12 protein-coding genes and 3 tRNA genes are annotated in these 11,962 nt (G+C 72.5%); 9 read left to right on the top strand and 6 right to left on the bottom strand.

Features of this window, described 5'->3' with window-relative positions; all coding sequences use genetic code 11:
• Positions 1 to 373, bottom strand: a 373-nt coding sequence (locus AB0J52_RS12280) for an ArsR/SmtB family transcription factor (RefSeq protein WP_500181641.1), incomplete at its 3' end; no start/stop codon positions are given.
• Between the two features lie 132 nt (positions 374 to 505).
• On the opposite strand from AB0J52_RS12280, the gene AB0J52_RS12275 reads away from it, so the two are divergent.
• The 5 genes from AB0J52_RS12275 to AB0J52_RS12255 all read left to right on the top strand — a co-directional run bounded on the left by AB0J52_RS12275 (position 506) and on the right by AB0J52_RS12255 (position 3,975).
• Positions 506 to 577, top strand: a tRNA-Gly gene (locus AB0J52_RS12275).
• Between the two features lie 27 nt (positions 578 to 604).
• Positions 605 to 678 (top strand) — tRNA-Cys (locus tag AB0J52_RS12270).
• 1 nt (position 679) lies between these two features.
• A tRNA-Val gene (locus AB0J52_RS12265) sits at positions 680 to 751 on the top strand.
• Between the two features lie 232 nt (positions 752 to 983).
• Positions 984 to 2,204 (top strand): SGNH/GDSL hydrolase family protein, encoded by a 1,221-nt coding sequence (locus AB0J52_RS12260; protein ID WP_500181640.1) that lies wholly within the window; start codon positions 984 to 986, stop codon positions 2,202 to 2,204.
• A 142-nt stretch (positions 2,205 to 2,346) separates the two neighbouring features.
• A complete protein-coding gene (locus AB0J52_RS12255; protein ID WP_500181639.1) occupies positions 2,347 to 3,975 on the top strand; it encodes a family 20 glycosylhydrolase in 1,629 nt (542 codons plus the stop codon).
• On the opposite strand, the gene AB0J52_RS12250 is transcribed toward AB0J52_RS12255, so the two are convergent.
• Positions 3,948 to 4,805, bottom strand: coding sequence for an ATP-binding cassette domain-containing protein (locus tag AB0J52_RS12250; RefSeq protein WP_500181638.1), 858 nt, complete (start codon positions 4,803 to 4,805; stop codon positions 3,948 to 3,950). The genes AB0J52_RS12255 and AB0J52_RS12250 overlap by 28 nt on opposite strands.
• Positions 4,802 to 5,599: an ABC transporter ATP-binding protein gene (locus tag AB0J52_RS12245; protein ID WP_500181637.1), complete on the bottom strand. Its 798-nt coding sequence runs from the start codon at positions 5,597 to 5,599 to the stop codon at positions 4,802 to 4,804. The genes AB0J52_RS12250 and AB0J52_RS12245 overlap by 4 nt, the downstream gene beginning before the upstream one ends.
• Between AB0J52_RS12245 and AB0J52_RS12240 the strand changes: the two genes are divergently transcribed.
• Entirely contained in the window at positions 5,558 to 6,355 is a 798-nt protein-coding gene (locus AB0J52_RS12240) for a transketolase-like TK C-terminal-containing protein (RefSeq protein WP_500181636.1), read from the top strand. The two genes, AB0J52_RS12245 and AB0J52_RS12240, sit on opposite strands and share 42 nt — an antisense overlap.
• Positions 6,356 to 6,776: 421 nt before the next feature.
• On the opposite strand, the gene AB0J52_RS12235 is transcribed toward AB0J52_RS12240, so the two are convergent.
• The 3 genes from AB0J52_RS12235 to AB0J52_RS12225 all read right to left on the bottom strand — a co-directional run bounded on the left by AB0J52_RS12235 (position 6,777) and on the right by AB0J52_RS12225 (position 9,131).
• Positions 6,777 to 7,154: a VOC family protein gene (locus AB0J52_RS12235; RefSeq protein ID WP_500181635.1), complete on the bottom strand. Its 378-nt coding sequence runs from the start codon at positions 7,152 to 7,154 to the stop codon at positions 6,777 to 6,779.
• A gap of 90 nt (positions 7,155 to 7,244) precedes the next feature.
• The gene (locus AB0J52_RS12230) at positions 7,245 to 7,955 is read right to left on the bottom strand and encodes a helix-turn-helix transcriptional regulator (protein WP_500181634.1); all 711 of its coding nucleotides are present in this window, start codon (positions 7,953 to 7,955) and stop codon (positions 7,245 to 7,247) included.
• 147 nt (positions 7,956 to 8,102) lie between these two features.
• On the bottom strand, positions 8,103 to 9,131 hold the full coding sequence (locus AB0J52_RS12225) for a PHP domain-containing protein (protein WP_500181633.1): 1,029 nt from the start codon (positions 9,129 to 9,131) through the stop codon (positions 8,103 to 8,105).
• A 141-nt stretch (positions 9,132 to 9,272) separates the two neighbouring features.
• Here AB0J52_RS12225 and AB0J52_RS12220 point away from each other — a divergent pair, with 141 nt between their 5' ends.
• From AB0J52_RS12220 to AB0J52_RS12210, 3 genes are all read left to right on the top strand, one after another.
• On the top strand, positions 9,273 to 10,670 hold the full coding sequence (locus tag AB0J52_RS12220; RefSeq protein WP_500181632.1) for a sensor histidine kinase: 1,398 nt from the start codon (positions 9,273 to 9,275) through the stop codon (positions 10,668 to 10,670).
• Positions 10,667 to 11,332 (top strand): response regulator, encoded by a 666-nt coding sequence (locus tag AB0J52_RS12215; RefSeq protein WP_500181631.1) that lies wholly within the window; start codon positions 10,667 to 10,669, stop codon positions 11,330 to 11,332. The genes AB0J52_RS12220 and AB0J52_RS12215 overlap by 4 nt, the downstream gene beginning before the upstream one ends.
• A gap of 439 nt (positions 11,333 to 11,771) precedes the next feature.
• The coding region (locus AB0J52_RS12210; protein WP_500181630.1) for a hypothetical protein at positions 11,772 to 11,962 on the top strand (191 nt) is incomplete at its 3' end.

Below are 11,962 nucleotides of genomic sequence, written 5' to 3'. Positions count from 1 at the left end.
CCCCGGCCTCCCCGGCCAGGTGGTCGTAGCACGTGCGGGCCGTGTGCAGCCGCCGCGCCAGCCGCGACTGCCGCAGGCCCTTCACCTCGACCCCCGGGCTGATCCGGCTGAGCGCCTCGATCACCGAGGCGACCTCGTCCCCGGCGAGCCGGTAGTACCGCCACCTGCCCTGCGCGACCACGCCGACCAGGCCGCCGTCCAGCAGCTTCGCCAGGTGCGCGCTCGCGGTCTGCGGGCTCACGCCCGCGACCCGCGCCAGTTCCCCGGCCGCCAGCGGACGTCCGTCCAGCAGCGCCGTCAGCATCGCGGCCCGCGCCCGGTCGGCCATCAGCGCGGCGACCGGGGCGATGTCGGAGTCATACGCCAGGCTCATGCCCGAAGCCTAGGCGGTGGACGTTTCGACGCCCGTGGAAGCGTCCCCGCCGCCGGCTCGCGTAATCCGGTTTGGGGAAGCGGCCCGGACACGCTAATGTTCTCTCTGTCGCCGGGGAGACCCGGAGGGCACGCGGAAGTGGCTCAGGGGTAGAGCATCACCTTGCCAAGGTGATGGTCGCGGGTTCAAATCCCGTCTTCCGCTCTGAGAGGCCGGACACGGCCTCGCTCTGGTGGAGTGGCCGAGAGGCGAGGCAACGGCCTGCAAAGCCGTGTACACGGGTTCAAATCCCGTCTCCACCTCCAAGGGCGATTAGCTCAGTGGGAGAGCGCTACCTTGACACGGTAGAGGTCACTGGTTCAATCCCAGTATCGCCCACCCCAAGAATGCAGGTCAGGCCCACCGCCTGACCTGCATTTCTGCATTCCCCACCCCTCCGCGGCAGTGCGACGACGGGCTCCGGTCCCGCCTGCGGAGTTGGACACGAACAGGCAACGGGTTTCACTGCCTTCTTGTCGGGTTCACTGCGTGATGTCACATTTCGGCCGGGATGGCTGCGTGCGCGGCCCTTTGGGGGTCCCGTCGCACCAGCCTTCCTGGAGGACCGGCCGTGGCCCGATCTCGTGTTGCTCTCCGGCGCGTCCGCGCGCTCGCCCTGGCGGCGGGCCTGCTGACCGCCGGTCTCACCGCCCCGCCCGCCTACGCCGACGGCCCCGGATCCGGGACGCCGTGGGTCGTCAGCCTCGGTGACTCCTACATCTCCGGTGAGGCCGGCCGCTGGGCGGGCAACAGCAATGACGGCGAATCGCTGATCGACGCGCTGGGCCCGACGGCCTACTTCGACAACGCCACCCACACGGCCGAGCAGATCACCCGATGCCACCGCTCGCGGTCGGCCGAGGTGTACATCGGCGGCGGCGTGAACGGCATGAACCTCGCCTGCTCCGGAGCCACGACCGGCACCCACACCGACTCCAGCGGGAACTTCAAGCCCGGGATCGACTTCTACAGCAGCAGCGGCGACCAGGGCCAGGCGCTCATGCTGCAGAATTTCGCCGCGTCGCACAACGTGAAGATGGTCGTGGTGTCCATCGGCGGGAACGACTTCGGCTTCGGCACGATCGTGCAGAAGTGCGTCACCGACTTCCTGACCTCGCCGTCGTGGCTGCCCAACTACTGCAACGACGACTCGGCGGTGACGTCCAACTTCACCTCCGCCAACGTCGCGGCGCAGCGGGCAAGGATCGCGCAGGCGTTCCGGAACGTCGCCCAGGCCATGGCGAACGCCGGCTACTCCCCGTCCTCCTACACGATCGTGGCGCAGGACTACCCGTCGCCGATCCCCGCGAGCTCGGGCTTCCGCTACTCGCAGTCCGGCTACACGCGGCAGTCGACCGGCGGGTGCGGCTTCTGGAACGCCGACGCGAACTACGCCAACTCCACCGCGCTGACGGTGATCGACCAGGCGGTGGCGGGCGCGGCGTCCGACAGCGGGCTGTCCAACCTGGTGACCCTGCGCCTGGGCTCGGCGTTCAACTCCCGGCGGCTGTGCGAGAACACCGTCGGCCTGGTGGAGGAGAAGGGCCTGAGCTCCTGGAGGAGCCCGGGCGCGGTGGACAAGACCGAGTGGATCAACCAGATCCGCACCGTCACCACCATCGGCTCGAACTACTACATCCAGGAATCCATCCACCCGAACTACTGGGGCCAGCTCGCCCTGCGCAACTGCCTGCGCCAGGCGTACAACAGCGGCTCACCCCGCGGCGGCGCCTGCACCCGGACGGGCGCCGGCACCAACACCAACGGCGAACCCCTCATGACCCTCAACTGACACCGACCACGCAGGCACCGGGTCGGGCTCCTCCTGCCCCGGTGCCTGCGCGGACGCCGTCCGCCAGGCCGGTACGACGTCCCGCTGTCCCTGGGAGCGAGTCCCCGATCGCCCTAGCCGGGGACGCGGCGCTGGCCTCCTCGTGCTGCGTCCGGGGTGGGTGCGGGCTCTCGACCTCATTACTTACCACGTGGTAGAAAATCTGGAAGAGGGGTATCCCCTACTGTCTTCGGGTCCGGAGGTTTGTGTGGGCGTTGCTGTGGTTCCGTTTCCGGATTCGGTGTGGCCTGGGGTTGGTGAGGGGTTGCGCCTGGCGGGGGTTCTGCGGGTCGCGGGTGGGCCTGCTGAGAGCGTTGCCGCCTTGGTGGCCCGGTTGTACGCGCCGGGGGCCGTCGCCGTTGACGAGGGAGCGGACCTGACGCTGCGGCTGGATGATCCGGAGGTTGATGCGGCTGCGGTCGAGGGGGTTGATCCGCTGGGACGTCCCGAGGGCGGGTTGGAGGCTTACCGGCTCGTCGTCGCGGACGGGCGTGCCACGGTGACCGCTCTGTCCGAAGAGGGGTTGTTTCGCGGGGCGACGACGTTCGCGCAGCTCATCGGCGCCGATGGCGTGGTGGCGCCGGTGGAGGTCAGTGACTCGCCCGCGTTCGCCTGGCGCGGGCTGTCGATGGATGTGGCGCGTTGCTTCTTCACGGTGAGCGAGCTGGAACGGCTCATCGACCTGCTGGCGCTCTACAAGTTCAACGTCCTTCACCTGCATCTGTCGGACACCCAGGCGTGGCGGTTGCCGATCACCGGCTGGCCGAAGCTGACCGCCGAGGACTTCTACAGCCATGAGGACTTCCGGCACCTCGTGGCCTACGCCGCCGCCCGGTTCGTGACCGTGGTGCCCGAGTTGGACATGCCCGGGCACGTTCTGGCGGCGGTGCGGGCGTATCCGGAGTTGCAGGGTGCCGACCCCACGCCGCACCGGTGGCTGGCCTACCTGGATCCGCGGGCGGAGGAGGTGCAGCGGTTCACCTCGGACGTGATGGCGGAGTTGGCCCGGCTGACGCCTGGACCGTTCCTGCATCTGGGCGGGGACGAGGCGTTCGGCATGCCGAGTGAGTTGTACGCGCGTTTCGTCGACGAGGCGCTGCGGGTGCTGCGCGCCACCGGGAAGCGGGCGGTGGTCTGGCAGGAGGCCGCCCGTTCAGGCGCGGTCGGGCCCGATGACCTGGTGCAGGCCTGGACGGGCATCGGGGACGAGTTCGACCTGGAGAAGGCGCGGAAGAAGACTCCGGAGGAGTACCACCCGCTGCTGGAGATCGTCGCGGCGTCCTTCACCGAGGCGGGCGGTGACGCCGCGCGTGCGGTCAAGGCGGGCGCGCCGATCCTGGTCTCCCCGTCCAGCGTCCTGTACCTGGACCGGCCCTATGCCGAGGAGTCGCTGCTGGCCGGGCAGTCCGCGCGGCAGGACAGGACCGGCTTCGACTCCTACGTGCCGCGCAGCTGCCGGGAGCAGTTCGACTGGACGCCGCACGGTCTGCAGGAGATTCCGCCGGACGCGCGGTTCGCCGGGATCGAGGCGGCGATCTGGTGTGAGACCGTCTCCGGTTTCGAGGACCTGGCGTTCCTGCTGCTGCCCCGACTGCCCGGCGTGGCGGAGAAGGCGTGGACGCGGGAGGCGACCGGGTGGGAGGACCACCGCGGCCGCCTGGCGTCCCATGCCGCCTGGTGGGAGCGGCTGGGGTGGGGTGGCTACTACCGTTCGGCCGAGGTGTTCGGCTGAGGCGTCCGGGAGCGGCGGTCGGCCTCGAACGCCGCCCGCCGCTCCCGTTGCCGCCGGACGTCGGCGACCGGCGCGGCGAGCAGCAGGCTGCGCGTGTACGGGTGGGACGGTTCTGCGGTGACCGCCGCGGCGTCGCCGGTCTCCACGATGCGGCCGTCGCGGAGCACCGCGATCCGGTGGCAGGCGTACCGGACGACCGACAGGTCGTGGGTGATGAACAGGTAGGCGACGCCGGTCCGCTCCTGGATGTCCACCAGGAGGTCCAGGACGGTCTTGCGGGTGGTGAGGTCGAGGGCGGAGACCGCCTCGTCGCAGACGATCAGCGCCGGGTCCAGGGCCAGGGCGCGGGCGATCGCGACGCGCTGGCGCTGCCCTCCGGAGAACTCGCGGGGCAGGCGGTGGGCCGCGTCCGCGGGCAGGCCGACGCCGTCCAGCAGGTCGCCGACGCGGCGGCGGGCGGCGCGGGTGTCGGTTCCGCCGGCCAGCAGCGGTTCGGTGAGGGTGTCGCCGATCGTGCGGGCGGGGTTGAGCGAGCTGTAGGGGTCCTGGAACACGACCTGGAGGTCGGCGCCGAGCTTGCGGCGGCGGCGCCGGGAGGCGTTGTCGATGCGCTCCCCCGCGAACACGATCCGTCCGGACTCGACCGGGACGAGCCCGAGGACGGCGCGGCCGAGCGTGGTCTTGCCCGAGCCCGACTCGCCGACCAGGCCGAGGGTCTCGCCCCGGCGCAGGGTCAGCGAGACCTCCCGCAGGACGGGGACGGGCTTGGCGCGCAGTCCCTTGACGGGGTAGGAGACCCGCAGGTCGTCGATGGCGAGCAGGTCGGTCATGCGGGCCTCGTCTCGGGGGTCGGGCGGGGCGTCCAGGCCGGGCGGGACGGCGCGTCGTCCAGCACCGCGTCCAGCAGGGTGCGGGTGTAGGGGGCGGCCGGGGCGGTGAGCGTGCGCTCGGTGTCGCCGGACTCGACGATCCGTCCGCCCTCCATGACGGCGACGCGGTCGCACAGGTCGGCGACGACACCGAGGTCGTGGGTGACCAGCAGGACGCCGAGGCCGCGCTCGTCCCGCAGCCGCCGCAGCAGGCCGAGCACCTCGGCCTGGACGCGGACGTCCAGCGCGGTGGTCGGCTCGTCGGCGATGAGCAGGACGGGGTCGCAGGCCATCGCGCCCGCGATGAGAACCCGCTGCGCCATCCCGCCGGAGATCTCGTGCGGGTAGGAGCGGTAGACGCGCTCGGGGGCGCCGATCTCGACCTGCCGCAGCAGGTCCAGCGCCTTGGCCCGGGCCTCCGCGCGCGACAGGTGGAGGACGTGCCGCATCGGCTCGGTCAGCTGCGCGCCGATGGTGGTGGCGGGGTCGAGGTTGCTCATCGGCTCCTGCGGGACGTAGGCGACACGGCCGCCGCGCAGCGCGCGGTGCCGCCGCTCGGGGAGCCCGACGGTCTCGACGGACGAGACGATGACGCTGCCCGCGGCGACGCGTCCGCCGTCGGGCAGCAGTCCGAGGATCGCGAAGGCGGTCTGGGTCTTGCCGGAGCCGGACTCCCCGACCAGGCCGACGATCTCGCCGGGCCGGACGTCGAGGTGTTCGGGCTGCTCGCCGCGACCAACCCCGCCTGCGTCCACTACGACCCGGCCTGGGCCTACGAACTGGCGTACATCACGCAGGACGCGCTGCGCCGCATGTACGGGTCGTCCGAAGAGCACCCCCACGGCGAGGACGTCTTCTACTACCTCACCGTCTACAACGAGCCCTACCAGCAGCCCGCCGAGCCCGCCGACCTCGACGTCGCGGGCCTGCTCAAGGGGCTGTATCTGTTCAAGACCTCCGAGCTGGAGGGTGACGCGCCCAAGGCGCAGATCCTCGCGTCCGGCGTGGCGAGCCGGTGGGCGCTGGAGGCGCAGCGGCAGCTGGCCGAGAAGTGGGGCGTCGCGGCGGACGTCTGGTCCGCGACCTCGTGGAACGAGCTGGCCCGCGAAGCGGCCGCGTGCGACGAGTGGAACATGCTCAACCCCGACGAGGAGCAGCGCGTCCCGTACGTCACGCAGCGGCTCGGCGAGACGACCGGACCGGCGGTCGCCGTGACGGACTTCATGCGCGCCGTCCCGGACCAGATCGCCCAGTGGGTGCCCGGCGACTTCGCGTCCCTCGGCACCGACGGCTTCGGCTTCTCCGACACCCGCGCCGCCGCACGCCGCGTGTTCCACGTCGACGCGGCGTCCATCGTCCTCGCCGTCCTGACCCGCCTCGCGCGCGCGGGCGAGGTCAAGCACGAAGTGCTGCAGCGGGCCATCGAGCACTACCAGCTGAACTCCCCGGTGGACGAGGTGTTCGCCGGCGGCGTCCAGACCGCCGAGACCAACACGGGCGGTGAGGCGTAATTTATTGAAGTCCCGGCCCACTTCGCTCGCCCAGGGGCTCGCTACGTGACCGTGCCTTTGCGAACGCGGCATCGCTTCGCGATCTGCCCGGTTGCGCTTGCCTTCGGCTTCGCTCCACCGGGCAGGTCACGCGTTCGCGCGCGTGGCTGAGCTCGTCGAGACAGACCCCCGGGGGGTTCTTGTCCACGTGTCGGGCGGTGAAGGGTCCGCACATCGAAGACTCGGCATGGTGAAGGCCCCGGGACAGCGGCCGCTTGAGGGCGGGGCGCTGTTCCGGGGCCTTTTGGCGTCTCCGGTTGGGCGGGCCGGCACGGCACGCGCGTCCGAGGAACGGGACGCCGTGGCGAGGCGGAGCGGCCACCGGGCGACGCGTCGGGCGGTGAACACCGCCGGACGACCGACGATGCGGAAGGCGGCTTTGTCAGGCGGCCGGCGGGGAGAAGACGCCGAAGTGGTGCCCGGCGCTGTCCTGGAGTTGCGCGAAGGTCAGCCCGGCGGGGTTGGTCGTCGGCGGGACGACCACCTTGCCGCCGAGCTCCTCGGCGCGGCCCACCGTCTCGGCCACGTCCCGGACCACCACGTAGAAGATCGCGTAGTCGGGGTGGTGGCCGTCCGAGGCCCGGATCCCGCCGGACGGACCGTCCGCGCCCGGGCCCGTGACCTCGTGGTACTTCAGCTCCCCCGACTCGTCCACGCTGAAGGACCAGTCGAACAGCTCGCCGTAGAAGCGCCTGGTCTCGGCCGGCTTGTCGGTGCCGATCTCGAACCAGCCCACGTTGTTGAACGGCACATCGGCCATGAGTTCCCTCTCCTCTTCGCTCTTCAGCTCGTGCGTCGCGTGCTGGAGAGAGGTTCGCGCGGCCGGGCGACAACCCCCTGTCGGTGTTTGTCAGGCGAGTTCGAGCACTCTGGTGGTGATGTCCCTCGGCCGCTCGCCGAGCGAGTCCCACGGGCGCTCGGGGGCGATCTCGTCCAGCGGGACGGCCCGCAGGAGCCGGTCGAGGCGGAACACCCGGCACTCCTCGCGCAACCGGCACCACGCGAGCAGGTACCAGGCACGGTCGGCCACGGTGAACGCCTGCGGCTCGACGTCCCGCTCGGTCTCACTGCCGTGCCGGTCCACGTAGGTGATCCGGACGACGCGCCGCGCGAGCATCGCCTCCTCCAGCACCGCGTCCCGGGCCGGCCGCGCGGTCGCCCCGTCCGGCTCCCGGACGTAGAAGTGGATGCGGGACGCCAGGTCGCGGGCGGCGTCGTTGTCCGCCTCCGGCATCACCGACAGCACCTTGTTCAGCGCCGTCCGCGCGGCCCGGGCGTACAGGCTGTCCCCCGCCCGGCCCAGGCAGATCGCCAGCGCCACGGCCTCGCTCGCGGTGAAGTTGACCGGCGGGAGCGTGCGCTCCTTGTCGAGCGTGTACCCGCCGCTCCGGCCGACGTCGGCGTAGATCGGCACGCCCGCCTGCTGCAGCGCGCCGATGTCCCGCTCGATCGTCCGGACGCTCACTTCGTAGAGTTCGGCCAGCTCACGGGCGCTGCGGCGGCGCGGCGCGCTCGCCCGCAGCTCCTCCACCAGCGCATACAACCGGTCAGTGCGGTTCACCCCGCCGACCGTACGCCGCCCCACCGACAAAACCCGCCCCCGTCCCGCCCCCTCCGGCTCGCGGCTCGCGGCTCGCGACCACGTCACATGAGCAACGGCGCACATCCAGCGTCCCGCCCCACCACTCGCGGCAGCGCGGGTTGCGGGTCAGTGTTCGGGGCGGGTCCAGGCGAGGAGGTCTTCGGCCGGACGGGTGTTGACGACGCGGTCGGGGGTGATGCCGCAGCGGGCGGCGCGGTCGCAGCCGTTGGGCTGCCAGTCGAGCTGGCCGGGCGCGTGGGCGTCGGAGTCGATCGAGAACACGCAGCCCGCCTCGACGGCGAGGCGCAGCAGGCGCTTGGGCGGATCGAGCCGCTCCGGCCGCGAGTTGATCTCCACGGCGACGTCGTAGGCGGCGCAGGCGTCGAAGACCAGCTGGGCGTCGAACTCCGACTCCGGGCGCAGCCCGCCGCGGCGGCCGCCCGCCTTGACGATCCGTCCGGTGGCGTGGCCGAGCACGTTGACCCGCGGGTTCGCGACGGCCCTGACCATGCGTTCGGTCATCGGGACGCGCTCCATCCGCAGCTTGGAGTGGACGCTCGCGACCACGACGTCGAGCCGGTCGAGCAGGTCGGGGTCCTGGTCGAGGGAGCCGTCCTCCAGGATGTCCACCTCGATGCCGGTGAGGATCCGGAACGGCGCGAGCTCGGCGTTCAGCTCGGCGACCACGTCGAGCTGGCGGCGCAGCCGGTCCGCCGACAGGCCGTTCGCGACGGTCAGCCGGGGCGAGTGGTCGGTGAGCGCGATGTACTCGTGCCCGATGGAGATCGCCGCCTCGGCCATCTCGCGGATCGGCGAGCCGCCGTCCGACCAGTCCGAGTGCAGGTGCAGGTCGCCCTTCAGCGCGGCCCGCAGCCGGGAGGCGGCCTCGCCCACGGGCTCACCCTCGGTCGCCTCCAGCCGCCGCAGGTAGACGGGCGTCTCGCCGCGCAGCGCCTCGGCGATGACCAGCGCCGTCACCTTGCCGATCCCCGGCAGATCGCCGAGGGTGCCCTGGTCCGCGCGGTCCGCCAGCTCGTCCGGCGGCATCCCGTCCACCAGGGCGGCGGCCTTCCGGAAGGCGCGCACCCGGAAGGTCGGCTCCTGCGCGCGCTCCAGCAGGAAGGCGATCCGCCGCAATGCCTCAGCAGGCTCCATACCTTGGAATCTAGCCCGTGCGTCCCCCGCCGAACCCCGCCCCGTCCTCTGCCCGGACCTCGGCCGTAACACCTGGGTATGACGGGAGGCTGGCACCGCAGTGGCATCCGGACGGGTCCCCGGCTTCTCTAACCTGGGGTCATGCGCAAGGAAGAGGGGCGTCAGGGGACCGGGGTCGCGGCGACCGCCGGACTGCTGGCGCGCCCGCTCGCCGCCGCGCTCTGGCGCGGCCGCGCCGAGCCCGCCGACACCGACCCGCCGTGGCCGTTCGTGCTGCGCTGGACGCGGTTCATCGGCATCGGGAGACTGCCGTTCGGCCTCGTCGCGCAGGTGGCCGACCTGGTCGTCGCCGCGATCCTGCTGTTCAGCGGTGTCGCGGTGCTGGCGGAACGGATGACGCCGCCCGTCCGGTTCGACCCGGCCGACGGGATACTGCCGTCCCCCGGCCCCTCGCCCACCTTCGCGCCGGTGCTGCTCGCGGTGTGGCTGGCCGCGCCGATGGCGCTGCGCCGAAGACACCCGCTCGGGGCGTGGCGGCTGGGCGCCTCCGGCGTGCTGGTCGCGGCGATGTTCGTGCAGACCGACGAGCGGCTGGTCCCGACCGGCGTGATCGCGATGCTGCTCGTCCTCTACCTGGTGGCGGTGCGGTGCTCCCGCGACGTCACCGTGGGGGTCGCACTGGTGACCGTCGTCGGGGCCGGCCTGATCCAGCCGCGCACGGCGGCGGGGGCGGCGGTCCTGATCGCGGTGCCTCTGCTCGTGGGCTTCCTCGTGCGCACGCGACGGGCGTCCCGGCGTGAGCTGGAGCAGCAGGCGCGGCGGCACCGCGACGCGGAGGCCGTCCTCGTGGAGCGGCAGCGCATCGCGCGCGAACTGCACGACGTGGTCGCCCACCACATGTCGATGATCGCCATCCAGGCGGAGGCGGCGCCCTACAAGACCCCCGACGTCCCCCAGGCGACCCGCGACGACCTGGCCGACATCCGCGCGACCGCGCTCGACGCCCTCCGGGAGATGCGGCGCATCCTGGGCGTCCTGCGCCAGGAGGACGGAGCTGTCACCGCGCCGCAGCCGAGCCTGGAACATCTCGACGAGCTGCTCGCGGGGGCGCGCGGCACCGGGCTGGAGGTGGCGTCGAAGGTCGTCGGCGACGTGTCCGACCTGCCTCCCGGCGTCGGGCTGACCGCCTACCGGATCGTCCAGGAGGCGCTGAGCAACGCGATGCGGCACACTCCGGGGTCGGCCGTCGGGGTCGAGGTCGCCCGCGCGGGCGGGATACTACGGCTGAGCATCGTCAACGGCCCGGCCGCGCCCGGCCAGTCCCCCACGCCGTCGCCGCCCGGCGCCGGGCACGGCCTGGTCGGCATGCGCGAACGGGTGGCGATGCTCGGCGGCGAGCTGTCCGCCGTGCCCATCACCGAGGGAGGCTTCGCCGTGACCGCCACACTGCCCGAGACCGCGCCACCCGACGACCCGCCCCCGGACGGGTCGGGTCCGGTCGGCTCGGGCCCGGTCGGTTCGGCGTCGTCCGCCCAATGACGATCCGGGTGATGATCGCCGACGACCAGGGCATGGTGCGGGCCGGCTTCGGCGTGCTGCTCAACGCCCAGCCCGACATCGAGGTCGTCGGCGAGGCGGAGAACGGGGAACGGGCGCTGCTGGTGGCCGAGTCGCTGCGTCCCGACGTGGTCCTGATGGACGTCCGGATGCCGGTGATGGACGGCCTGGAGGCGACCCGCCGGATGCTGGCGTCCGGGCCGGACGGCGTGCCGAAGGTGCTCATGCTCACCACCTTCGACCTGGACGACTACGTCTACGAGGCGCTGCGCGCCGGGGCCTCCGGGTTCCTGCTGAAGGACGCCTCGGCGGTCGAGCTGGCCGAGGCCGTCCGGGTCGTCGCGGCGGGCGACGCGCTGCTGTCGCCGTCGATCACCAAGCGGCTGATCTCGGAGTTCGCCCGGCTGGGCGCGCCGCGCGGACCGTCCAGGGCCCGCCTGGACGACCTGACCGAGCGGGAGACCGAGGTGCTGGCGCTGGTCGCGCGGGGTCTGTCGAACGCCGAGATCGCCGCCGAACTGGTCGTCGCCGAGCAGACCGTGAAGACGCACTTCGGCCGCATCCTCGCCAAGCTCGGGCTGCGTGACCGCGCGCAGGCGATCGTCCACGCCTACGAGGTCGGCCTGGTCCGCCCGGGCGAGTAGCCCGCCCCCCGTCAGGCCGGTCCGAGCGGGCCGCCGCCCACACCACCTCGAAAGAACGCCCTGCCCGCGCGCGTGTGGGGGTGGCGTCCGCGCGTACGTTCAGCCCGTTCGCCCTCTCGCCCTGCCCGCGCCTGGGGGGCGGCCCTCGCCGGGCAGCTCCGGGACGCCGCGTATCAGGGTGAGACGACCGCGCTCGCCCCGCCCGCGCGGCGGGGGCGGCCGGTCGGCGGTCGCGCCCGGTGATCCACTCGGACGCCCCGCCCGCGCGGGGGTGCGGGGTCTGGCCCGCGGGCGTCGGCTCCGTTCCCTCGGCGGCGTAGGACGTGTAGTACCCCGGTGGTACGTGCGAAGACCGCACCGCCGGTTGATCCGCGTTACAGGCCCCGATTCCTACCTTCCTGAGCAGTGGTGAAGCACTGAGCAGGAGGGGTCTCCCGAGATGCGGATCATCGGACGCCGGGGCGGGGCCGCCGTCGCCATGCTGGCCGTGGCCGGCTCCGTCACCGCCGCCGGGCGCGTCCCCGATCCGTACGGCCCGCCCGGGCCGCTGCCGAGCCTGTCGGCCGGGGACCTCTCCGCGCGGTACGCGGCGGTGCGCGCCCAGATCAAGGCGGCGCACGCCATCGGCGC

The sequence above is a fragment of the Spirillospora sp. NPDC049652 genome, from assembly GCF_040675125.1.
Lineage (GTDB): Bacteria > Actinomycetota > Actinomycetes > Streptosporangiales > Streptosporangiaceae > Spirillospora.
The sequence above is the reverse complement of the archived record's forward strand: the minus strand, read 5'-3'. Positions and strand labels throughout refer to the sequence as shown.